A 21,289-nucleotide genomic window follows, 5' to 3' on the forward strand; every position below is an offset into this window, starting at 1 on the left:
CGGCCTGAACAATGTGCTGACCAACAATGTGCCCACCATCTGGCGCGACACACCCGCCCCGTACGGCCCGCTGATCCTCTGGATCGGCCGCGGCATCGCCGAACTCACCGGCGACAACATCGTTCACGGTGTCTGGGCACATCGGCAGCTCGAACTCGGCGGGATGGCGCTGATCGTATGGGCCCTACCGCGACTGGCACGTCGCTGCGGGGTTGCTCCGGTGAGCGCGCTGTGGCTCGGGGCGGCCAATCCGCTGGTGCTGTTCCACCTGGTCGCCGGCGTGCACAACGACACGCTGATGCTGGGGCTCATGCTGGTCGGACTGGAGTTCTGCCTGCGCGCGCTACCCGGCGGCACCGATACGGAACCACCGCCCGCGTTGGACCGTCGAGCGTGGGCGCTGATGACGTTGGGCGCGGTGCTCATCACCCTCGCCGCGATGGTCAAACTTCCCGCGTTCATCGCGCTCGGCTTCGTCGGCATGGCACTGGCCCGGCACCGGGGCAGGCGAATCGGTTCCCTGCTGGTGGCCGCGACCGTACTCGGCGCAGTCGCCGCAGCCACAACGCTGCTCATCTGCTGGGGCAGCGGACTCGGCTTCGGCTGGACCCACACCCTCGGCACCGCCACAGCCGTCAACAGCTGGATGTCGCTCCCCACGGCTCTCGGCATCGTGACCGGATTCGGCGGCGTCCTCCTGGGATTGGGCGACCACACCGTCGCCCTACTGAGCATCACCCGCCCGATCGCACAGGCGATCTCCGCCTACATCAGCCTCCGCATGCTGGTCGCCACCTGGACCGGCCGCCTGCACCCCATAGGCGCCCTGGGCCTGGCCCTGGGCGCCATAGTCCTCCTCTCCCCAGTGGTACAGCCGTGGTACCTACTGTGGGCGATCGTCCCCTTGGCCGCCTGGGCCACAACCCCCGCATTCCGCGTCCCGGCAGTAGCGTTCTCGGTCCTGGTCGGTGTCCTCCAAATGCCCCGGGGCGCCGACTTCGCAGTCGTCCAAATCATCGAAGCAGCCCTAGCCGCCGTAGTCGTCTCCGCAATCTTCATCGCCCTGACCCGCAACACCCTGCCCTGGCGAAACCAATCACCTGGTATTTCCTAGAACGTGCTCGGCTACTGGTTCCATTGAGTGATGGAGATACTAGGAGTGGACAACGTGCTCGTCCCGGTCGGTGAATTGGGTACGGCCAAGCACTTCTACGGTGCCAAGCTCGGCTTGACCATGAAATTCGAGGTACCCGAGCACGGCCTCGCACTGTTCGCGACAGGCAAGGGAGAAGCTCCCGGAATCACGGTCCGTACGGATCTGCGGGCCGGGCAGGGAACGCCGCCGGCGATGCGGCTCTGGCTCGAGGTTCCCGACGCCCGCGCTGCCGCCGAGCAATTGGCGGAACTCGGTGTCACACCCCTGGCCGCGCCGTTCGAGGTCGGTACCGGCTGGACGGTCGAGATCGCCGACCCCCGGGGCGATGTCATCGGCCGACCGACTACCTGAAACGCCCGGAGCTGGCCCGGCGCATTGTTTGAAACAGGTTGTGGTACAGGTTGATTCGGTAATGTCCCTAAGAACTCCGCAGTGCGGAAGGATGCCTCGAAATGATCGATCATGTGTACATCTCGGTCACGGACATCGAGAAGTCGCTGGGCTTCTACGCCGAGGCACTGAAGCCTCTCGGCTGGCGCGAATTCGGGAACTATGACGCCGCATCCGGACCCGACAACGTCCCGGACCTCTTCGGCCTCGGCGACGCCACCTACCTCTCCGGCACCGGGGCCGGATCAAGCATCTGGCTGCGGCAGCGCCGGCCCGGCGAGACGGGTCTGTACCTCGGCATCGTCTGCGACAGCAACGAAGCCGTCGACGCCGCCTACGTCGCCGCGCTCAACGCCGGCGGCATCGACGAAGGTGGCCCAGCGGACCGGGCATATTTCGCCCCCGGCTACTACGCCGCCAACGTCGCCGACTTCGACGGCAACCGCCTGGAGCTCGTACACAAAGCCTGGAACCCCGCCCGCTAGAGCCGCAGTCCGGCCGCCGAACCAGCATCGCTTCCCACCGTATCCGGCGATGCGATGCTGAGATGCCATCGGCCAGTTGACCTTCGAGCGTGCCGCGCGGCCGCTTCGAAGTACGTTATCGCCGGTATGGTTCGGGGCATGACGGAGGTTCAGTTCCCACGCCTCGCGGAGGTATTCCCAGATCTTGTTACCGAGATCGTCGGCCTGCTTGAACCCGAGGATGAGAATCTCGCTCGAACAGTTCGCGCCCTGAGGTTCTATGGTCGGTGCACCTGCACGCCCACCTGTCCGATCCTGTTGACCGCGCCGTTGGGCTCACCAAGCGGCGGGGTAGTGATATTGGAATCCGACGGCGAATCCATCATGTTTCTGTGGATCGATCCGACAGGTCCATCCCATCGCGTGATAGGGATCGAGCTGCTCGACGGCCGCAATCTGGTCCTGCCACCCGCTTGACCAGCAACCGTATTCGGTGATTCAGTGTCGCCCACATGTCGCTGCGGAGCCTTCCGAAGGGGTGGTACGCGCGCGCCTGGGGCGGATTCGTCACTGCTGCATCCCGTTTAGAGCAGACAACGCAGCTGTGGAGAGATTCAAGGGCCTAACTCGTTGCGTGCGACCGATCACACCTCTCGCAGCAGCTGGGCCGCGAACAGTGTCACCGACGAGCCCGAGAGTTCTGGTGCTGGTGCGCGGCAATTCTCGGTGGCTCCAAGCTGGAAGCTCGGCAAAGATGGATTGGTGCTAGAGGAACTGGATCGGATCACGGAGCAGCAGGACCGGTCAGCGACGTTCGAGTTGATTCGGGAACTGGCCGATCCTGGTGCGGGAGGGCGGGAGCGGATCGTTTATGCGCTCGCACGGCTCGGCGATCCGCGCGCGGCAGTGCCACTGGCAGGGATCGGGCGTGACCGCGACCAGCCGGCCCAGGTGCGGCAAGCAGCGCTGCAGGTGTTGGAGGAATCGGCGATGTGCCCGGAGGGCGCCGAACTGCGCGCCTGGTGGGATACCGGGGACGACCTGGTCCGCGCATGCTTGCTGCGGCAGGCCACACGCGGCGAGGCCGATCTGCTCGAACCGGTCGTGTGCGACCCGCACCACCTGCTGCACCGGCACGGACTGATCGGAATCGGGATCACCTTCGAGGAACCACACTGGCAGCAGTACAAGATCGCCGGCCTCGACCATCCGGACCCAGCGGTGCGGCGGACTGCAGCCTATCAACTGGGCTGGGACGAACCGGTGGCCGCCGAACCGGCGCTGCACCGTACCGCCACCGACAGTGATGCCGATGTCGCCTGTGCCGCGATCGACACGCTGCGTTACTACCGCAGCCGGGCCACGCTGCGGCTGCTTCACGAGATCGCCCAGGGCGACGACACACGAGCGACGGCAGCGCGAGATGCCGTGGCCGACCTGCTCAGCGATTTCGAGGATGAGCAGTCACGAATCGGGCACTGGCTCACACCGGTCGCAGACTTGCTCGGCGCGCCTGAACTCGATTACGCGCCGTCGCCCGGACCGCCGGGACCACGGCGGTCCAAGCCGTCGGTGCCGTCGGCTGCGGAGGTGTTCGCCATGTACTCCGATCCCGACGGCCCATGGAAGCCGAAACTGGCCGCGCTGCATAGCTACTACCCCCGCAGCGACCACTGGAGTGGTGTGCCTGCCGCCGACCGTCCCGGCCTGGCCGCGTTTCTGTCCGGCCATCCGGACCCTCAGGTGCGCGAGCTGTGCTGCCCGGCGCTGTCGAGCTGGCAGGAGGTGGATTCACTGCTCGCGCTGACCCGTGATCGGGAACTGGGTGTCCGCAAATCCGCGGTCTACAACCTGCGATTCGTGCCACTATCGCATGAGATCGCAACGCTCACTTGGGATCTGATCGTCTCCGGCGAGGTTGCCGGCACCTGCGGCCAGGAGGCGCTGGCCACCTGCGCCGCCCATACCCCACCCGGCGACCTCGACGACCGGTTGATAGAGCTGGCGCGCACCGATCTTCGGGGAAGCATCTGCGCCGAGGCAGTATCTCTCCTCGGCGATCACATCGAACCGCTGCTGCCCCTGCTCTCCGAACCACCCCTGTTGACCTGGGCAGTGCACACCCGGCTACTGGATGCCTGCCGCAACTCGGGTCGGCAACCGCCCGCCGCCAACGCCTTGCGCACCATCGACAACCTGTATGTAGCGGCCGCCCTCGCCGACCGATAACCACCCTCATGGCATCTGCTACCGGATACACCTCTGGCCAACAGAACATCACATAATCGGCATATGCCTGCACTGCCTGCGGCCACCCGCCTGCGCGAAATGGTCTCGGCTCGTTGATCTTCCGGAGAGCCGCGTGACCGTTTCGAGCCGCGCGGTACGCAGCATGTTAGTGCGCAGCCGGCGAGCGGATGATTGCGCTGGGCCACCAGCGGCCAGGCTCGGATGCCTGGCGAACATGCCGGGTCAGTGCTGACCGGAGAACAGGGCCGGGCCGGGCCGCAGCTATGCTGCCGTACGGATCGCGCTTGCTGAACGTGTCGAAATCGGGGGAAATGTATGCGCGCATTAGGCATTGCTGTGGCGCTAGTCGGGTTGTTGCTGCTGACCGGGTGTGGGGGACCGGCCCGGACAGTCCAGGGCGATGCTGTGGCGGCGAGTTCGACCGCCGCGGCGACCGTAACCACTACGGCGAAAAGCGCTGCTCTGTGGTCGATTCCGCAGAAAGGCAACAGTTCGCAAATGATGTCCGTCGTAGGGGACGTCGTGATTGTGCCGGAGGGGACCGGTGTGGTCGCGGTAGACCGGACATCGGGTGCGCAGCGTTGGCATCGGGAGGTCAAGGCGCCCAACGGGGAGATGTTCTACCGGGTCGGTGACGGGACGATCGTGCTCACGGAATATGTGGCGGGCTCGTCCGACCCGGCCCCGCTCGAGGTGGTCGAGGCGACGACCGGGCGCATGCTCTGGCAGTCGAGTGCAAGCGCCGTCGTCGCCTTCGGACAGGCGGTATATACAGTGGATTGCACCGGTCCCGTGAGTAAGCAGGTGTGCACCACGATGCGTCACGGCATCCGAGACGGCGTGCCGACGTGGGCCTCGCCAGCTCGTGGTTCGGTGAAGAAAGACACCGTCGGGGCCTGGCATGAGCGGGCGCCGATCGAACCCGCCTACCAGGCGATCTCGGTACCGGATTCGGATCCTTACGTGCTGGCGCTCGTCGATACGGCAACCGGCGTCGTACTTCCCGGCCGAGGCGAGTCACACGCCTGGTTCGCGGTCGGTGCCGGCGATGCTCTCGCAATCACCGATTCCGAGCCCGCCAATGGGCGTAGCGAGTGTGCGGTCGACGTTCGTACGACAAATGCTCGTGACAACACACTCCGCTACACCGCCACCCTGTACAGCGGGCGGCGCAAAAGCGGTGACTGTCAGCTCGCACTGGGGCCCATATTCGGTGGCGAATTCATCGGAACCGGATCGCGGATAGCCGCAGTCACCGCGTCCGGAACTCCGCAGCTGTTCGATCTTGTGACCGGACAGACCATTTGGACAGGAACTGATCCGGGGAGTCCCCTCGACGGCGATGACCGGTCCCTGCTCTTCGGCACATTCGCAGATCAGGGCGGACTGTCCCTGTTCGACCTAGCAACCGGGGCCAAGAAATGGTCGATTCCCGACCCCGGTCTGCCCGGCTATCCGCAGGACCCGAAGACGATCATCGCCGGTGATCGGGTGGTAGTCGGAGCTTGGATCGCCGACGGTGCAGACAAAGGTCCCATCGCCGTCGTTTATGACCGCGATACCGGACGTGAAGTGACCCGCTACCATGGCTGGTTGAATGGTGCTGGGGCCGACTGGATAGCGATCGGCGTCACAGCCGACGCCGGCTCAGTGAACATCGAGTTCCATTAGCTGAGAGCACGATTCGCATCGGCTCTTGCGCGCATCCAGTTACTGCACCGGCCGTTCTCTGCGAGCGTTGAGCGCCGCAGCATCTCGGTCGGTGCGGCTGGGTCAACGTGAAGTTGCTGATCGGATTGCGGCTGATCGCTCCGAGTCGGCGGGCGGCGAAGTCGCCATGCGCGCCGCGATAGCGCGGACGTTGAACCCGAGGAAGTCGAAGCCCTCGTCGAGATGGGTGATGCGAGTCTTGTCCTCGTTGAAGCTCAGTCCCCGTGGGTTCAGCCATGCGGCGAGCTGCGCTTTGATCTGTTCGGCCTGCTGCCTGGAGTGACCGAGGGCGACCAGGTCATCGGCATATCCGATCAGCACCTAGGAATTCCGTTGCGCCGCAGCGGCTTTAGGGCTGATGCGGTCGTATCGGGCTCCGGCGGCATATCCCGGTTAGGTCATCTTTGCCGACGGAGGTTCGGAAGCTGCGGCGCTCGGCGACCTCCATTGGCGGTAGTGAAAGCCCGCTCGACTCAGCAGTTTCGATGGGTGGCGGCCGTTCACAGATGGCTGTGAACGGCCGCCACCTCGACGCTAGGCTTCGCCCGCTGCGGTGCGGATGATGCGTGCGACCACGTCGGGGCGGGAGACGTAAATGGCGTGGCTGCCAGGGGTTTCGACGACCGTCGCGCCGATGCGTTCGGCCATGGAGGCTTGCGCGGACGGCGGAATCATCTTGTCCTCGGTGACGCGCAGGTACCAGCTGGGCTTGATCCGCCAGGCGGCTTCACTGATGGGCCCGCCGAGTGCCTCCAGGCCCCACGGGACCTGGGAATCGGCAAGGAATGCCGCTTCCTGGGCGGAGAGGTCTCCGGCGAAGGATTCGTGGAACTTCGACCGGTCGAGGAAGAGGTAGCCCTGCTGCGGCGCCAGGATTGGCGGCTGCGGCCCGTCCTGCGGGAAGCCGGCGATGAGCGTATTCACCGACTCACCCTTGTCGGGGGCGAAGGCGGTGATGTAGACGAGGGCGGTGACTTTGTCGTGGGTGCCTGCCTCGCTGATGACCGCGCCGCCGTAGGAATGCCCGACGAGCACGACCTCGCCCTCGATATCGTCGAGGATCTGCCGGGTGGCCGCGGCGTCGTCGTCGAGCGACTTGGTTGCGTTCTGCACGACGCGCACGCTGATTCCGTCCTTGGTGAGCTCGTCATAGACTGCTCGCCACCCGGACCCGTCCACGAACCCGCCATGAACCAGGACGACGGTCTTGCTCTTCGCACTCATTCCGAGTCTCCTCTGTACTGAATTTCAGTTCGGCACAACCGAATCTAGGTCCGGTCCGGCCCAGGGGAATCCGTCAATTGACGTAGTTCAGTCGGGCTGTCCAGCCAAAGCGTCGCGAAGGGCGCTACGGGTGGTGATGCCGAGCTTCGGGAAGGCCCGGTTCGGGCACAGTCGGATCGGCGGCCATATCCAGCACAGCGGTCGTGCCCACGCCCGGTTCACCGCGGATGACCAGCACCGGCTCGTCGGCGGTCTGCCGAGGACGAACGCCTCGAGCAGCTCGTGCTCGACCTCACGACCAACCAGCACGTCGACCGCGACCACTGTTCGACAGTACTGGTCACCCAGTTGGCGCCTCACTAGCGCTCGCGCGCAGGGCACGACTTCGGCCGTGCCCTGACGCGTTCTTCCAAGACCCGGCGACCGGCCCTGCCTAGCGTTGTTGGTATGAACAAGATCTTCACCGCGCTGACCGAATGTGCCGCCGAAGCCACCCGTGTGGCCCGGGAGATCCGCCCGGGCCAGCTGTCCGGGCCGACGCCGTGCCCTGAGTTCGATACTCGCGTGCTCATCAATCACTGGGTGCTCTACTCGTCCTACGGATTGGAATGCCGGGCCCTGCGTCAGGTGATCCCCGACGAGCTGACCGGGCGCGACTTCACCGCGGCGCCGGACTGGGCGGAAGACTTTGCGGCACAGCTCGATCGAGCGCTGCGCGCCTGGTCCGATCCCGCCGCCTGGGAGGGCGATATCGACCTGGGCTGGGCGACGACACCCGCCGCCGATGTCGCCGGGATGCTGCTCGCGGAGCTGGCCCTGCACGGCTGGGACGTCGCCAGCGCGACCGGTCAGCAGTACCGGGTCTCTGAGGAGTCGGCGGCGACGATCCAGCAGATCATCGACGCCAGCGGGAAGGAATATCGAGAATTCGGAGGGTTCGCTGCGGTAGTCGATGTCGCCGATACCGAGGACCCGTGGACGCGCGCCGTCGCGGCATCCGGCCGAGACCCGCAGTGGGCGAGCGCCATTCGGTCCTAGCCGTAGCCTACGAAGCGCAGAACTCATTGCCTTCCGGATCGTGCATGACCCACCAGTGGCCGGCGGGGCCCTTGTCGAATTTCGCGGACGCGGGTGGCGCCGAGATCGTCCAGGCGGGTGACGAGCTTCTCGAGGCCGCCGGGCTCGCTGTGCACGTCGATGTGCAGGCGGTTCTTGGTGGTTTTGGGTTCGGCCACGTCCTGGAAGAGCAGCCGCCGGCCGTGGCCTATGCCGCTGGTCTCATCGAACGGGTCCTCGGGATGGCGGACTGCGGCATAACCGCGGAAGGTTTTGCGGCCCTTGTGCTCGGGAACGGCTGCGTCGGGGGAGGTGGCCGGCGGCCAGTAGCTGGTCGATGAGCGCGCTGGGGGTCCTCGTCCTCCAGCGCCTGGGCCCAGAAGTCCGCCAGGGCAGGCGCATTCGCGCTGTCGATCACCAGTTTCCAGTTCAGTGCCATGTACCCAGCAAACCATCGATCGAGGCGGTCTCGGGTCACCGTTTGCCGATCGATCCTGTCGTGTCAGAAATAGGCAACCAAAGGTTGCGCGATCGCGGCCGATTCGCTAGCTTTATGTGCAACCAAACGTTGCATATGGAGGAAGCGTGACAAGTACCGAGTACGGCAGCATCGAACGAGAGATCTACGTCGACGCCTCACCCGAGGTGGTCTTCGAGGTCGTCAGCAGTCCCGAGCACATCTCGGAGTGGTGGACCGACGAGGCCGAGTTCCAGGTGACACCCGGCGCGGTCGGTGAATTGGTCTGGGGCGACCGGGTGGATGTCCTCCCGATGACGGTGGTGGAGGTGGAGCCGCCCCGATTGTTCTCCTTCCGCTGGTGCTTTCCCGACGGCAAGGTCGACGACTCCGTCAATTCGCTCCTGGTGACCTTCGAGCTCACCCCTTCCGGTGCCGGCACCAAGATTCGCCTCACCGAGACCGGATTCCGCGAGATGGGCTGGGAGGTGGCCAAGTTGGAGGAGCAGTACCGCGAGCACAGCATCGGCTGGGACACCTTCGTTCCCCGACTAGGGGAATACGTCACGCGGCTGGTGTCGACCCCATGACCGCTGCCGTCGACGACGACCTCTGGTCCGCAATCGGGGATCCGACCCGTCGGCGGATGCTCGACCTGCTGCTGGCCGACGGCAATGGCACGGCCACCAGTCTCAGTGAGCAGCTACCCGTGACCCGGCAGGCCATCTCGAAACATCTCGGCGTACTCGATCGTGTCGGCCTGGTGCACGCCACGCCCGCCGGGCGAGAGCGCAGGTACCACGTGGACGAGGCGCAACTCGCTCGCGCGGTCGCCCAACTGGCGTCGGTCGGGTCGGCCTGGGACGCCCGGCTCCGGCGTATCAAGCGCATTGCCGAGGTTATTCAGCGCACGAAAGACCAGCGCGCCACACAGCAGTGAATTCACACAGCAGCGAATTTCTGAACGCCCATACAAGTACGAACACTGGAAAGAAGATTCGAAATGGTAGACATCCTGCACAGAGTCGGAATCAAGTCCTCGCCCGCCGAGGTCTACACGGCTCTGACCACCACCGAGGGGCTCGCGGGCTGGTGGGCGACCAATACCCAGGGTGAAGGCAATGACCTGGGCGGTGTGCTCCAATTCCGTTTCGGCGCCGGCGGATTCGATATGAAGGTCCGCGAGCTCACCCCGGGCAAGCGGGTGTCGTGGGAGGTCGTCGAGGGCCCCGAGGAGTGGGTCGGCACCCACGTGGACTGGGACATCAGCCAGGTCGACGACTACACCATCGTGCTTTTCAATCACCAGGGTTGGAAGGAGCCGGTCGAGTTCATGCACCATTGCAGCACCAAGTGGGCAGTGTTCCTCATGAGTCTGAAGTCCCTGGTCGAGACCGGTAAAGGCGCCCCGGACCCGCACGATGTCAAGATCGACAACTGGAACTGACACAGCCCCGGCCTGCCGAACGGTTTGCCGCCGAGCCTCTTTGACGCGAGCGACGTGACGGCCGTCACAGTCTTGGCATGTCACACTCCGCATTGCTCAGGGGTCTTCCTTACGTACGTGTGCCGCACCGACCGCGGCACGGTCTGAATGTAAGGACAGGGCAATGGAACTGGAACCTCGATTCAACCTTCGCACCAACGAGCTCGGCGCCAAGATCGGCAAGCGGATAGCCGGTGTCGGCCAGCTGCTCAGGGAATCAGCGCTGCCGCATGAGACGCAACAGCTAATCGAGATCCGTGCCAGCCAGATCAACGGCTGCGGATTCTGCACCGATATGCACACCAAGGACGCAGCCGCGGCGGGGGAGACCTCGGTGCGGCTGAACCTGGTTGCCGCCTGGCGGGAGGCAACCGTTTTCTCCGACGCCGAGCGGGCCGCACTGGCCCTCGCCGAGGAGGGCACCCGGCTGGCCGATACCCGCCACGGCGTCAGTGACGACACCTGGGCGGAGGTCCGCAAGCACTACGACGACGACCAGATCGCGGCATTGATATCGGTGGTCGCCGTGATCAACGCCTTCAACCGCTTGAATGTGATCGCCCGAACTCCCGCAGGCAGTTACGAACCGGGGATGTTCAACTGACGGGCGAAACCACTGGTCAACGAATCGGACGGTAGATGGTCCCGCCTACCGGAAAATCGGTCAAAGCGGTAAATGCGTGTGGCGCAGCGCGCCGAATTCGCGTCGGGGCGTTGTGATCTTGAGTAGCGGCGGTTTGTGTGGCAGGGTCTAACCGATCTATGGCCGAATACATCGACTGATAATTCCGCCTCGACGGAAGACGTAGCGCGACGGGGATCGGTGCAGCGTGCGGGCCGACGAAGCATAAGCATAGGGAGTGATGAGTGCTGCATACAGCTTTCCGTACCGCCGCTTTGACGCTGACCGCCGCATTGTCCATGGCGCTGCTCGGCGGCGGCGGCACGGCAGCGGCGGATGCGCAGAAGCCCCCTGCGGTCACCTCCGTCACCAAGGATGGGCGCACCTGGCATTTGAAGGTGTACTCGGCGGCGATGGACAAGGACATCGCGGTTGACGTGCAGCGTCCGGTCGACGAATCCATACCCGCGCCGAACCTCTACCTGCTCAATGGCCTGGACGGCGGTGAGGGCACCGCGAATTGGAAGACCCAGACCGACGTGCTGGGCTGGATGGCCGACAAGCAGGTCAATGTGGTCCAGCCGATCGGCGGGCAGGGCAGTTACTACACCGACTGGCTGAAGCCGGATCCGGTCCTGGGCGTGAACGAGTGGAAGACCTTCTTCACCGAGGAGCTTCCGCCGCTGCTCGACAGCACCCTGAATTCCACCGGCTTGAACGGATTGGCCGGCACCTCGACGTCCGGAACGTCGGTGCTGCAGCTGGCCGAGGCCAAGCCCGGTCTGTTCAAGTCCGTCGCCGCCTACAGCGGATGCGCGCAGATTGCCGACCCGGCCGGTCAGCTGTTCGTCAATCTTGCGGTCGGCACCTGGGCCGGCGGCGATACGAAGAATATGTACGGCCCGTCCGACAGCCCGCTGTGGGCCGCGAACGATCCGGTCATCAATGCCGAGAAGCTGCGCGGCACCCAGCTCTATGTCTCCGCCGGCAGCGGTATTCCGGTGGCGAATGACGTTCAGTACTACCTGAACAACGGCGGCCCGACGACCCTCGCGCTCGGCATGATCATCGAGGGCGCGGTCAACGCCTGCTCGCATAATCTGAAGGGCAAGCTCGATTCGCTGAACATCCCCGCGACCTACCAGTTCAACCCGGTGGGAACGCACTACTGGCCCTACTGGCAGCAGGCCCTGGAGGAGTCCTGGCCGTTGCTCGCGCAGGGGATGGGACTGGCGAACTAACCACTCGTCCAGATGGGCTTGAGCCGAAGCCGGTTGCATGGGAAGGTCATACGGGCCTTCGGGCCGCCTATGTGTCGATTTCGATAGTCGGCGCACAGGTTTCGAGTGACAGTTTCGCTTCGACGGAAAACGCAGCGGCATGGACGGTGCAGCCTGCGGGCCCGGCGAAGCACAGGCTGGGGTGACCCACGGATTGGATTGACTGGTTTATGAAGCTCTCCGCACTACGCAGCGTGGCCTCCGTCCGGACCACCGCTCTAGCGCTCACCGCCGCATTGTCCGTGGCGCTCCTCGCCGGCACGGCTTCGGCGGATCCGCAGAAGGCCCCCTCCGTCACTTCCGTTTCCAAGGATGGCCGCACCTGGCACCTGAAGGTGTACTCGGCGGCTATGGATACCGAAATCCCTGTCGATGTGCAGCGTCCGCTCGACGATTCCCAGCCCGCACCGAACCTCTATATGCTCAGCGGGCTGGACGGCGGCGAGGGCAGCGCGAGCTGGCAGGGCAGTACCGATGCCCTCAATTGGCTGAGCGACAAGCCGGTCAATGTCGTGCTGCCGATCGGTGGTCGCGGCAGCTACTACACCGACTGGCTGCAGAAGGATCCGGCGCTCGGCCTGAACAAGTGGAAGACCTTCCTCACGGAAGAACTGCCGCCGCTGCTCGACGACACGCTCCACTCCAACGGTCTCAACGCCCTGGCCGGCCTGTCGACCTCGGGTACCTCGGTGCTGCAGCTGGCCGAGGCCAAGCCCGGTCTGTGGAAGTCCGTCGCCGCCTACAGTGGCTGCGCGCAGATCGCCGACCCGGCGGGTCAGGCCTTCGTCAAGCTCTCCACCGAGACGTGGGCCGGCGGCGATACGAAGAATATGTACGGCCCGTCCGACGGCCCGCTGTGGGCTGCGAACGATCCGGTCATCAATGCCGAAAAGCTGCGCGACACACTGCTTTACATCTCCAGTGGTAGCGGTATCCCGGTCATGGGAGACGTGCAGTACTACATGAACGGCGCCGGCCCCATGGGCGCCGTGAACCTCGGTCTAGGCATGGTGATCGAGGGTGCGGTCAACGCTTGCGCCCACAACCTCAAGGACAAGCTCGATTCGCTGAGCATCCCGGCGACCTACCAGTTCAATCCGATCGGTACGCACCGCTGGTCGTACTGGGAGGATGCGCTGCACACGTCCTGGCCGCTGCTGGCCCAGGGCATGGGTCTGACTCAGCCTTGACCGACTCGGTAGGGGTCCGGCACCGGGACCCCTACCGGCACGGTCAGGCGGTGGGCTCGCTGCGGTAGCGCGCGGGCCTGCCGTCGATACGCAGAATCTTCCAGATGAGCCGGGAGGCCGGATTCATCAAGCCGGCATTGCCGATCAGCATGCGTACATCGGCGAAGAAGTCGGTCAATGCCTGGCGTGATTCGGGGCTCCGCCAGTAGACATCGTTGAAAACCGCACGCGGCACGTCGAATTCGCGCCGGAAGCGGCTCGGGGGAACCGCGATCAACCACAGTGCCACCCGCATGGTGATGGGCGTGACGACCGATAGCGCGAAGCGGCTGATCGCCGACAGTTCCGGTACGTGGTGCTCGACGTATTCATGGGCGAACGAAATATGCCGGGCTTCCTCGGCGACATGAATCTGCATGACCCGAGTGATCATCGGATGCATCTCGGAGTCCGAGCGCAGGATCGACTTCTGGCCGTGATCGATGGGTTCCTCGCCGGCCAGCACCATAATGAAGAACCAGGTCGGGAACACGATCGGCACCAGCGGGACGATCGGGCCGAGCGCTCGGGTGAGGCGGCTCATCCCCGGCACATCCACGCCGATTCGATTGACCACCTGCTGGAACATCTGGGTGTGATTGCACTCCTCGGCAGCCTCGTGCGTGCTGTAGCGGAACTCCGGCGACCCGTTGGGCAGCGAGAAGACATACTGCATCAGCCCGCGAATGAGGATGTTTTCGAACTGCAGCCCGACCTTGGCGATATTGGCCTGCCGCCACATCCCGATGCGAATCTGCTTCTCCCGCGGCAGCGCTCGGTACCAGGGGTGCGCGCCGAACGGATCGGCGGTCGGCAGAATCCAGCGTTCATCGTCGGGCACCACCGCGAAAGCCGGGTCGTCCCAGGGGATATCGAGGAAGGGATCGAATTTCCGATGCACCGATCCTTCCGAAAGTGTCACGAGTGCGTCGGTGTACTGCTCAGCGGTGGACGTGGCGTGGGTGGTGGACGTCATCGGCTGTCTCCTCGAACCCCTGATCGCGACACCATGTCGCGGTCATAGGAGTACGGTAGCTCGGCACGTCAGGTCGAACAAGGGTTGACCGTGACAGTATGTCGCGATCATGGATCGGCTTACAGCGCGGCCGACGCGTGAGCCAGCAGCTCGCCGACCGGGATATCGGGGTTGACCTCCAATCCCCGCATACGGGCATGACCGTCGACCAGGAACACGATCGACTCGGTCAGCATCCGGCTCACATCGGCCGCGCCCCAGCCCTCGGGCTGCGTGTGCAACCACCGCGTCACCGCGCCGTCCACCATTGACACTATCGAGAACGCGGCCACGTCGATCGCCGGATCGGTCTGTCCGAGAACGGCGGCGGCCGTCTCGAACAGGAACGCAATCCGTTTGGCCACAGCGGCTTTGGTGCCCGTCACAATCGCCTGCCCGTTCGGCTCATTGCTCCCGGGCCCCCGCTCGATCCATTCTTGCAACCGCGGATTCGCCGACACCAGCATCACGTACACATCGATCGACCGAAAGATCGTCTCCCGCAACGTGTCATCGGGATCGAGGGTCGGCATCACCTCATCCGCATGTGATTCGACCGCATGCTCCCGAGTCCGCGCGTCGAGATCCTTCCGATCAATGAAATGCCGATATATCACCGACCGCTTCACCCCGGCCCGATCGGCAATGGCCTGCAATGGAATATCCGCCCCCAGCTCACACTCCTCGATCAACTCGATGAGCGCATCCATAATCACCCGCCGCCGCTCGGCATTGTGATCCCCCCAACGCCCACCGACAACCTTCGCTACCACCATCCACCCAGCATTCCACCAAACCTCCACCCCCAAGACCAACCACCCCGCAACCCCTTGACCGCCCCCGCGGGCTCAGCCAACCGACACCTCTCGACTTGCAGTTCGGTTCGAACCGCGACGACAGGTCAGTTCGGCATACGCAGGATGCGGAGCGCGTACTTATAGCAATGGGACGTTCGGGGCGTTCAGTGGCTGATGGTCAGGGCGAACGGGGTGAATCCGAAGGTCCTCAGGAGCGGGGCGGTCAGCAGCGTGAATGCCTCGGGCGCTCGGGCGGTGGTGATGTCGCCGAGGTCGAGTATCCAGTCGGCGGGCCAGCCGAGGTCGGTGAGTAGTGCTGCGGCGCACTGTTTTGCCTGGTCGTCATTGCCGGAGAGGAAGGCGGTGGCGGGGTGGGGCAGGGACGCGGGGGTGGTCATGACGGTGTAGAGCATGGTGTTGAGAGTTTTGACAACCCGGGTGTGGGGGAGCGCTTGTTGTATTTCTTCGCCGAGACTGCTGGTGGGATAGATCAATTGGCCGGGTAGGCCGTCCGGTCCGCGGTCGGTCGCATTGGCGACGTCGACGAGGACCTTTCCGGTCAATTCGTCGGCAATGCCGGAAAGGACTGCGACGGAGACATTTCCGGGCAGTGCGTTGATGATGATGTCGGCGCCCGCGGCCGCCTCGGCCAATGAAGCGGTGCCAATCTGCGGAGACAGCTCCACGGGGCCGCGCGCGCCGAACGTCACCGTATGGCCGGCGGAATGGAGTGCGGTAGCAAGATTCCGGCCGACGCGACCGGCTCCGAGGACAGCGATGGTGGTCATGGTTGCTCCTGCTTCAGTGGTTCGGGGTGAGTGCGGTGACGGCGGCGGCGTGTACGCCGGGCGCCGCGGCCAGGAAAGTGTCGGAGGCGGGGGTCCACGCCCCGCCGGTGATATCGGTGACCACACCGCCCGCTTCGGTGACGAGCAGCGCGCCGGCCATGGCGGCGGACCGGTCCCGTCCGTGCAGCCAGAACACATCCAGCTGTCCGGTGGACAACCGTGCCAGGTGCTGTGTGGACGGCACGCCGGACCGCACGACCAGGGCGTTTCGGTACATTGCGGCGATCGATCGGCCCTCGTCGTCGCTCCGCTCGGTTCGCCCCGGGGCGGCTTGGGCGGTCGCGGCCATGGCCACCGCCAGATCGGTCTTGCCGGACACGTGGATCGGCAGCCCGTTGCGGAACGCGCCGCCGCCGCGAAGCGCGGTATAGGTCTCGCCGGAAAGCGGAGCGTGCACGACTGTCAGCAGCGTGGTGTCGTCGCGGACCAGGCTCACGGCCACTGTCCACTCCGGCAGGCCGTGCACCGCATTGATATTGCCGTCCGCGGTGTCGGCCACCCACCATTCGCCCTCGCCCAGCGGCCCGGTCTCGAATTCCTCAGCCCAGTTCGCACGCGGTCGTACGGCTTGCAACCGAGGACGCAGAATGTCTTCCGCCAGTTGGTCGTTGCGGGTCAGTGCCGCGCGGATACCGTCCCAGTCGCTGGGCACCGGCCCCGTGGCGGCCAACGCCTCGGCTTGGCGAGCGCCCGCTGTGTGCACGGTCGCTACCACTTGCTCGAGTTGTGTGACCTCGATTGTCGCGCTGGTCATGGTCTTCTCCTTCGCTGTGCGGCGTGGCTGCTGCGGACAGTTCTATCCGCGCTGCACACGTGAGAGGCGCTCACCAAGGCAGATATGCTTGATTCTGGACAAAATAGAAGGGATCAAGCGTGGAATCGGACATCACCCTGGACGATCTGGATCGCCGAATCGTCTCGGCCCTGCAGATCGACGGTTTCGCGCCGGTCGCCCAGATCGGCGAGGCGCTCGGCGTCTCCGGCCGGACGATCTCGCGCCGGTTGTCCAGGCTGACCCGGTCGGCGGGGCTGCTGGTGACGCGGGTCCCGGCGCGCACCTCCTATCCAGCGGAAGCGTCGATGGTGTTGCGCGCCAAGGTGCTTCGAGGCCGGATAGATTCCATTGCCGATGCGCTCGCCCGGCGCCCGGATGTGCCGTTCGTGGACATCACGCTCAGTGGCGACGAGATCGTCGCACTGGCGATCGCCGATCCGCATTCGCGGGATCGCCTGATCTCCGAGCAGCTTCCGGCCAATAGTGCCGTGGTATCCACCAGCGCCCTGTCGGTGCTGCACGTCTTCGCGGACGCCGCCGATTGGCGCGCCGGATATCTCACTCCCGGCGAGATCGCTGCGCTGACGCCGCCGGAGGCGACCGAGCCCGCCGCACCCGATGAAGCCGATAAACAATTGCTGACCCAGCTGACTCAGGACGCCCGCCTCGGCATCTCCGTATTGGCCACTGCGACAGAACAATCCGAATCCACTGTGCGCCGCCGTCTGCACCGGCTGCGCGCGATGGGACTGCTGCGCACCCATGTGTCCATTGACGCGGCGCTCATGGGCTACCTGGTCGATGCGCATATTTGGATGAGCGTGTCACCGGGCCGCCTGCACGACACCGGATTACGACTGGCCGGCGATCCCCGAGTGCACGGCGTCATGGCCACGACCGGTCCCACAAATCTGCTCGCCACGGTGTTCTGTCGCAATCTGCCCGGACTCTACGAATTCGTGACCGATACCCTCGGCCCGTTGGACATCGCGACGGTCGATACCAGCGTCGTCGGACGCGCAGTCCAGCGCGCTGGCTATCGAGGCGCGACGATCCGATAGCGGTGACCGAAACTAGTACCGTTGTGCCACTCTAAAATTCGGTGTCCGAGTGTTTGCCCGCAGGAAAGAAGTTGGCACGATAAGTCATCTATTGCCCATTCCGCTGCGGCGAGCCGTGCCGCTACAGTGATGTGCGGTCCAGGAGGTGTGGGGTAAGTCCCTGGGTCCGTTCGGGTGGTGGGGGTTTTGCTCGGCTCTCCCGGTGGCTTTTTGCAGCCGGGCGAAACTCCCACCGTACGAGCTTGTTACGTACATTCGAGGTGAGGGTGGCGATGACAGCGGTGACAGTGCCGAAGATTCAGCAGTTGTTGACGACACAGCAACTACTGACCGATGTTCTGCATCGATATGGCAGTGTGGATGCCTTTCTCGTTCGTCTTCGCGGCGCGCTCGACGCGCCAACTGTCGAGTTGCCGGATGCCGGCCCGTACGAGCTCGAGCCGGAAAGCGGCGGCCGTCACCGTCGTCCGGATATGGGCTGAATTCGCCCACCGGAATTCGCCGGAATCGGCGTCAGATCAGGTGTGTGCCGCTGGTATGTGTGGTCGGCGCAGTACCGGTGTCAGCGGTATGCGGGCCCACATCGAGAGTGGCCTCATACTGGGTGTCGACGCCGCGAACCAGCGAGATATGCAGTGCCCCAGCCGCTGTCGCCGCTCCCAGTGCCATGTGCAATGCGGCAATCGAGCGGAGATCTCGGTCGCCGGCCCGCAGCAGCACATCGCCGGTTCTGATTCCCGCGCGCTCCGCCCGAGAGTCGGGCTCGACCTCCCGGACCAGCAGGCCGGTGAACTCGGGGAGCCCGACCGCTCGGCGCATCTGGACGGCAATGTGGGCTGGTGCCAAAACCATTCCCAGTCTGGGGAATTCGTCGTCGGGAACCGATCCTTCGAATGACACCAGCAATCGGCGCAGGATGGTCTCGAGGACCTCGCGCTGCTCTGGATCGAGCGCGGCGAGTAGTCGATCTTCGATGCTCAGATGCGCGGGCGTGACGCGGTCGAACAGTTCGCGCCCCACCGCAGTAAGGGCGACGAGCGTATTGCGCTTATCGGCCGGATCGGGGGAACGGGTGACCAAACCCTGCTCGACGAGTCGATCGACGCGGACACTGATCGTGCCGGAAGTCAGCCCGAGCTCGCGCATCAGATACCGCTGCGAAACCCCGTCGCTGCGGTCGTCCAGGCGCAAGGTCGCCAGCGCGACGTAGTCCGACCCGGTGAGCCCGAATTCGGCGAACCCGGCCTCGACTTCTGCCTCGATAATGCGGCGTACGCGTCCGAGGCGCTGGACCACCGCTACGGGTGAGTGATCGAGCTCGGGCCGCAACAGCGTCAATCCGGCCAGCAGCCGATCCACGGAATCCTTCGGGCCCTCGGGGCCAGCTTGCGCACGGGTTGACGATGACACCCGGTCAGCTTACGCTTCGGATCAATAGCTTGGACTCAAGCTATTGATCCAAATCAAGGAGCTGGGCCATATATGGACCTACAACTGCAGGGCAAGCGAGCACTGGTCACCGGAGCATCGAGCGGCATCGGCCGGGCGATCGCGCTCGGGTTGGCTGCTGAAGGCGTCGCCGTCGTCGTTCATGGGCGCGACGGCGATCGCACGAAGGCCACCGCCGACGCCATCACGGCAGCCGGCGGCGTGGCGGCAGTCGCGCTGGGAGATTTGGCGTCCGATGCGACCGCGAAGGACGTAGCAGAAAGCGCGACAACAGCTTTCGGTGGCATAGACATTCTGGTGAACAATGCCGGCGGCCTCGGCGCGGACGGCTGGACCACTGCCGTCGCCGCCGATTGGCTCGCGCTGTACAACACCAATGTCGCTTCAGCGGTGCGGCTGATCCACGCGCTGGCACCGCAGATGCGAGAAGGTCAGTGGGGCCGAGTAATTCAGGTCGGCAGCGCGGCACACCCCGATCCGCTTCCGATGCGGGCGGCATACAGCGCCGCGAAAGCCGCACTGGCCAACCTCACCGTCAGCCTGTCGAAGGAATTGGCGGCCACCGGAATCACGGTGAACACCATCAGCCCCGGCCCGGTCCTGGTCGACGGCTGGTGGGACTTCGCCCGGACCTTCGCGCAGGGCCACGGTCTGGGCGACGATGTCACCGCCGCGACTCGAATGCTGCTCGATGGGCCATTGGCCAACCCGTCCGACCGTTTGGTCGAGCCCGCCGAGATCGCGAGCGCAGTGGCCTTCCTCGCCAGTCCGCTCAGCGCTTCTGTCAATGGAGCGAATCTACGCATCGACGGCGGATTGGTCTCCACGGTCAACTGAGCACCTGAAGCTGATATCGGGCAGGGAGATCAGCTTCGGCGTACTTCCGGCCGAATTGCCTCGTCGATGACCACGCGATTCCCGCCGTCATGTTTGGCTTGGTACATCGCCGAGTCGGCGCGCTGCAACAGCACCTGCGGCGTCGGATGCGGACCATCGCCGCCGATCGCCACGCCGATACTGACGGTCACCGGGACGGTGTGCTGGGCGGCGGCGGACTGCCGGAACAGTTCGGCCGCGGCACTCGCCTCCTCGGGGGACATCAACCCGACAACGGCGAATTCCTCACCGCCGGTCCGGGACACGATCAGATCGGGGGTCGCGGCCGCTTGGATTCGCTGCGCAGTCCGCATCAGCACGTCGTCGCCCACCGAATGCCCGAAGCGGTCGTTCACGCTTTTGAACCCGTCCAGGTCCACGATCATGACGCAGATCTGAGCCAGATCACTGGTGGCGAACATTCTGCCCAAATGGAATTCGAGTCCGCGCCGATTGATCAGTTTGGTCAGCGGATCCGACATCGATTCGGTCTGCACCAGCCAGAACATGAACTGTAGCGAGGGCAGCGCCACCACCAGTGCGGCCATGACGATCAGGACGATGGCGGTGGCAAGGAATATGTCGCCCCCGCCGGTGACCATGTGCCAGGACAACACCAGCACCGACAGCACCGACCAGAGAGCATGCGCGGCAAGCACTTTGGGACTGTGGAAGAAGGTGAGATAGGAGCCGGTCACCACCAGCAGAATGACGCCCAGCGATCCGTACACCCGATTCGAGTCCTGCAGACAGCCGACCGTAATGCTCACATCCGCGGCGGCGAACAGAATCAGCGATTCCTTCGCGCTCGGCCACGGACCGAACCACCACCGCAGTGCCCACAGCACGGCGCCGACCACGATGATGCCGAAGATCACGCGCCCCGACGTATCGGAGGGGCCACCGGGTGAGGCTGCCGTCGCCGCGGCCACGAACGCCATGACGAGCCCGCCCGCACCGACGGACCATTGCTCCCAGCGCAGCACAGAATGGGATTCGAGGACGTGCACCAGCCAGCGGCGATCGATCGGATCTCGCCACCACGATTTCAATAATCCTGCACTGCCGCCCATGGGCTCCGTTTGGTCTCGGTCATGCACCGCGCAAGACCCGCCATACCCACGAAGTCCGGGTCATTGCGATT

At 64.8% G+C, this 21,289-nt stretch carries 26 protein-coding genes; 16 read left to right on the forward strand and 10 right to left on the reverse strand.

Annotated features, from left to right (window positions below; genetic code table 11):
• The 6 genes from mptB to JWN03_RS22030 form a co-directional block, all read left to right on the forward strand.
• The coding region (gene mptB / locus JWN03_RS22005) for a polyprenol phosphomannose-dependent alpha 1,6 mannosyltransferase MptB (RefSeq protein ID WP_297618103.1) at positions 1–1,114 on the forward strand (1,114 nt) is incomplete at its 5' end.
• A gap of 30 nt (positions 1,115–1,144) precedes the next feature.
• Positions 1,145–1,507 (forward strand): VOC family protein, encoded by a 363-nt coding sequence (locus tag JWN03_RS22010; protein ID WP_297618106.1) that lies wholly within the window; start codon positions 1,145–1,147, stop codon positions 1,505–1,507.
• Between the two features lie 101 nt (positions 1,508–1,608).
• The gene (locus JWN03_RS22015) at positions 1,609–2,031 is read left to right on the forward strand and encodes a VOC family protein (protein ID WP_297618109.1); all 423 of its coding nucleotides are present in this window, start codon (positions 1,609–1,611) and stop codon (positions 2,029–2,031) included.
• Between the two features lie 138 nt (positions 2,032–2,169).
• Positions 2,170–2,487: a hypothetical protein gene (locus tag JWN03_RS22020; protein WP_297618112.1), complete on the forward strand. Its 318-nt coding sequence runs from the start codon at positions 2,170–2,172 to the stop codon at positions 2,485–2,487.
• A gap of 285 nt (positions 2,488–2,772) precedes the next feature.
• Positions 2,773–4,239, forward strand: coding sequence for a HEAT repeat domain-containing protein (locus JWN03_RS22025; protein WP_297618115.1), 1,467 nt, complete (start codon positions 2,773–2,775; stop codon positions 4,237–4,239).
• 336 nt (positions 4,240–4,575) lie between these two features.
• A complete protein-coding gene (locus JWN03_RS22030; protein ID WP_297618117.1) occupies positions 4,576–5,931 on the forward strand; it encodes an outer membrane protein assembly factor BamB family protein in 1,356 nt (451 codons plus the stop codon).
• A 102-nt stretch (positions 5,932–6,033) separates the two neighbouring features.
• Here JWN03_RS22030 and JWN03_RS22035 read toward each other — a convergent pair whose 3' ends face one another.
• The 3 genes from JWN03_RS22035 to JWN03_RS22045 all read right to left on the reverse strand — a co-directional run bounded on the left by JWN03_RS22035 (position 6,034) and on the right by JWN03_RS22045 (position 7,518).
• Complete coding sequence (locus JWN03_RS22035; protein WP_297618120.1) at positions 6,034–6,291, reverse strand: reverse transcriptase domain-containing protein; 258 nt, start codon at positions 6,289–6,291, stop codon at positions 6,034–6,036.
• 213 nt (positions 6,292–6,504) lie between these two features.
• Positions 6,505–7,194, reverse strand: coding sequence for an alpha/beta fold hydrolase (locus JWN03_RS22040; protein ID WP_297618123.1), 690 nt, complete (start codon positions 7,192–7,194; stop codon positions 6,505–6,507).
• Between the two features lie 87 nt (positions 7,195–7,281).
• Positions 7,282–7,518, reverse strand: coding sequence for a hypothetical protein (locus JWN03_RS22045; RefSeq protein WP_297618126.1), 237 nt, complete (start codon positions 7,516–7,518; stop codon positions 7,282–7,284).
• Positions 7,519–7,641: 123 nt separating this feature from the next.
• On the opposite strand from JWN03_RS22045, the gene JWN03_RS22050 reads away from it, so the two are divergent.
• Positions 7,642–8,232, forward strand: a complete 591-nt coding sequence (locus tag JWN03_RS22050) for a TIGR03086 family metal-binding protein (protein WP_297618128.1) — start codon at positions 7,642–7,644, stop codon at positions 8,230–8,232.
• Positions 8,233–8,255: 23 nt separating this feature from the next.
• Here the strand turns inward: JWN03_RS22050 and JWN03_RS22055 are convergent, their stop codons facing one another.
• The gene (locus JWN03_RS22055) at positions 8,256–8,705 is read right to left on the reverse strand and encodes a VOC family protein (RefSeq protein WP_297618132.1); all 450 of its coding nucleotides are present in this window, start codon (positions 8,703–8,705) and stop codon (positions 8,256–8,258) included.
• A gap of 130 nt (positions 8,706–8,835) precedes the next feature.
• On the opposite strand from JWN03_RS22055, the gene JWN03_RS22060 reads away from it, so the two are divergent.
• The 6 genes from JWN03_RS22060 to JWN03_RS22085 all read left to right on the forward strand — a co-directional run bounded on the left by JWN03_RS22060 (position 8,836) and on the right by JWN03_RS22085 (position 13,285).
• Entirely contained in the window at positions 8,836–9,297 is a 462-nt protein-coding gene (locus JWN03_RS22060) for an SRPBCC family protein (RefSeq protein ID WP_297618135.1), read from the forward strand.
• Entirely contained in the window at positions 9,294–9,647 is a 354-nt protein-coding gene (locus tag JWN03_RS22065; protein ID WP_297618138.1) for an ArsR/SmtB family transcription factor, read from the forward strand. The genes JWN03_RS22060 and JWN03_RS22065 overlap by 4 nt, the downstream gene beginning before the upstream one ends.
• A gap of 63 nt (positions 9,648–9,710) precedes the next feature.
• Entirely contained in the window at positions 9,711–10,154 is a 444-nt protein-coding gene (locus JWN03_RS22070; protein ID WP_297618141.1) for an SRPBCC family protein, read from the forward strand.
• Positions 10,155–10,323: 169 nt separating this feature from the next.
• The gene (locus JWN03_RS22075; protein ID WP_297618382.1) at positions 10,324–10,797 is read left to right on the forward strand and encodes a carboxymuconolactone decarboxylase family protein; all 474 of its coding nucleotides are present in this window, start codon (positions 10,324–10,326) and stop codon (positions 10,795–10,797) included.
• A gap of 317 nt (positions 10,798–11,114) precedes the next feature.
• Entirely contained in the window at positions 11,115–12,056 is a 942-nt protein-coding gene (locus JWN03_RS22080) for an alpha/beta hydrolase (RefSeq protein WP_297618385.1), read from the forward strand.
• Between the two features lie 209 nt (positions 12,057–12,265).
• Positions 12,266–13,285 carry an alpha/beta hydrolase gene (locus tag JWN03_RS22085; protein ID WP_297618144.1) on the forward strand — a complete coding sequence of 340 codons (1,020 nt, stop codon included), beginning with the start codon at positions 12,266–12,268 and terminating at the stop codon, positions 13,283–13,285.
• Between the two features lie 43 nt (positions 13,286–13,328).
• Here JWN03_RS22085 and JWN03_RS22090 read toward each other — a convergent pair whose 3' ends face one another.
• The 4 genes from JWN03_RS22090 to JWN03_RS22105 all read right to left on the reverse strand — a co-directional run bounded on the left by JWN03_RS22090 (position 13,329) and on the right by JWN03_RS22105 (position 16,738).
• Positions 13,329–14,300, reverse strand: coding sequence for an AurF N-oxygenase family protein (locus JWN03_RS22090; RefSeq protein ID WP_297618147.1), 972 nt, complete (start codon positions 14,298–14,300; stop codon positions 13,329–13,331).
• A 119-nt stretch (positions 14,301–14,419) separates the two neighbouring features.
• Positions 14,420–15,115, reverse strand: a complete 696-nt coding sequence (locus tag JWN03_RS22095; protein WP_297618150.1) for a TetR/AcrR family transcriptional regulator — start codon at positions 15,113–15,115, stop codon at positions 14,420–14,422.
• Positions 15,116–15,300: 185 nt separating this feature from the next.
• Entirely contained in the window at positions 15,301–15,924 is a 624-nt protein-coding gene (locus tag JWN03_RS22100) for an NADPH-dependent F420 reductase (protein WP_297618152.1), read from the reverse strand.
• A gap of 13 nt (positions 15,925–15,937) precedes the next feature.
• Positions 15,938–16,738, reverse strand: a complete 801-nt coding sequence (locus JWN03_RS22105; protein WP_297618154.1) for an inositol monophosphatase family protein — start codon at positions 16,736–16,738, stop codon at positions 15,938–15,940.
• Positions 16,739–16,857: 119 nt separating this feature from the next.
• Between JWN03_RS22105 and JWN03_RS22110 the strand changes: the two genes are divergently transcribed.
• On the forward strand, positions 16,858–17,820 hold the full coding sequence (locus JWN03_RS22110) for an Lrp/AsnC family transcriptional regulator (protein WP_297618157.1): 963 nt from the start codon (positions 16,858–16,860) through the stop codon (positions 17,818–17,820).
• Positions 17,821–18,092: 272 nt separating this feature from the next.
• On the forward strand, positions 18,093–18,302 hold the full coding sequence (locus tag JWN03_RS22115; RefSeq protein WP_297618160.1) for a hypothetical protein: 210 nt from the start codon (positions 18,093–18,095) through the stop codon (positions 18,300–18,302).
• A 31-nt stretch (positions 18,303–18,333) separates the two neighbouring features.
• Here the strand turns inward: JWN03_RS22115 and JWN03_RS22120 are convergent, their stop codons facing one another.
• Entirely contained in the window at positions 18,334–19,230 is an 897-nt protein-coding gene (locus JWN03_RS22120; RefSeq protein WP_297618163.1) for a MarR family transcriptional regulator, read from the reverse strand.
• A 72-nt stretch (positions 19,231–19,302) separates the two neighbouring features.
• Between JWN03_RS22120 and JWN03_RS22125 the strand changes: the two genes are divergently transcribed.
• Positions 19,303–20,106: an SDR family NAD(P)-dependent oxidoreductase gene (locus JWN03_RS22125; protein ID WP_297618167.1), complete on the forward strand. Its 804-nt coding sequence runs from the start codon at positions 19,303–19,305 to the stop codon at positions 20,104–20,106.
• 29 nt (positions 20,107–20,135) lie between these two features.
• Here JWN03_RS22125 and JWN03_RS22130 read toward each other — a convergent pair whose 3' ends face one another.
• Positions 20,136–21,218, reverse strand: coding sequence for a GGDEF domain-containing protein (locus tag JWN03_RS22130; RefSeq protein ID WP_297618170.1), 1,083 nt, complete (start codon positions 21,216–21,218; stop codon positions 20,136–20,138).
• Between the last annotated feature and the right edge of the window lie 71 nt (positions 21,219–21,289).

This window comes from Nocardia sp., from assembly GCF_025465275.1.
Classification (GTDB): Bacteria; Actinomycetota; Actinomycetes; order Mycobacteriales; family Mycobacteriaceae; genus Nocardia.

Coding starts and splice junctions, on each gene's coding strand:
- JWN03_RS22090 (WP_297618147.1), bottom strand. CDS start 14,300: ATGACGTCCACCACCCACGCCACGTCCACCGCTGAGCAGTACACCGAC.
- JWN03_RS22115 (WP_297618160.1), top strand. CDS start 18,093: ATGACAGCGGTGACAGTGCCGAAGATTCAGCAGTTGTTGACGACACAG.
- JWN03_RS22080 (WP_297618385.1), top strand. CDS start 11,115: ATGGCGCTGCTCGGCGGCGGCGGCACGGCAGCGGCGGATGCGCAGAAG.
- JWN03_RS22070 (WP_297618141.1), top strand. CDS start 9,711: ATGGTAGACATCCTGCACAGAGTCGGAATCAAGTCCTCGCCCGCCGAG.
- JWN03_RS22020 (WP_297618112.1), top strand. CDS start 2,170: ATGACGGAGGTTCAGTTCCCACGCCTCGCGGAGGTATTCCCAGATCTT.
- JWN03_RS22125 (WP_297618167.1), top strand. CDS start 19,303: ATGGACCTACAACTGCAGGGCAAGCGAGCACTGGTCACCGGAGCATCG.
- JWN03_RS22030 (WP_297618117.1), top strand. CDS start 4,576: ATGCGCGCATTAGGCATTGCTGTGGCGCTAGTCGGGTTGTTGCTGCTG.
- JWN03_RS22085 (WP_297618144.1), top strand. CDS start 12,266: ATGAAGCTCTCCGCACTACGCAGCGTGGCCTCCGTCCGGACCACCGCT.
- JWN03_RS22015 (WP_297618109.1), top strand. CDS start 1,609: ATGATCGATCATGTGTACATCTCGGTCACGGACATCGAGAAGTCGCTG.
- JWN03_RS22010 (WP_297618106.1), top strand. CDS start 1,145: ATGGAGATACTAGGAGTGGACAACGTGCTCGTCCCGGTCGGTGAATTG.
- JWN03_RS22065 (WP_297618138.1), top strand. CDS start 9,294: ATGACCGCTGCCGTCGACGACGACCTCTGGTCCGCAATCGGGGATCCG.
- JWN03_RS22130 (WP_297618170.1), bottom strand. CDS start 21,218: ATGGGCGGCAGTGCAGGATTATTGAAATCGTGGTGGCGAGATCCGATC.
- JWN03_RS22095 (WP_297618150.1), bottom strand. CDS start 15,115: ATGGTGGTAGCGAAGGTTGTCGGTGGGCGTTGGGGGGATCACAATGCC.
- JWN03_RS22040 (WP_297618123.1), bottom strand. CDS start 7,194: ATGAGTGCGAAGAGCAAGACCGTCGTCCTGGTTCATGGCGGGTTCGTG.
- JWN03_RS22105 (WP_297618154.1), bottom strand. CDS start 16,738: ATGACCAGCGCGACAATCGAGGTCACACAACTCGAGCAAGTGGTAGCG.
- JWN03_RS22100 (WP_297618152.1), bottom strand. CDS start 15,924: ATGACCACCATCGCTGTCCTCGGAGCCGGTCGCGTCGGCCGGAATCTT.
- JWN03_RS22055 (WP_297618132.1), bottom strand. CDS start 8,705: ATGGTTTGCTGGGTACATGGCACTGAACTGGAAACTGGTGATCGACAG.
- JWN03_RS22050 (WP_297618128.1), top strand. CDS start 7,642: ATGAACAAGATCTTCACCGCGCTGACCGAATGTGCCGCCGAAGCCACC.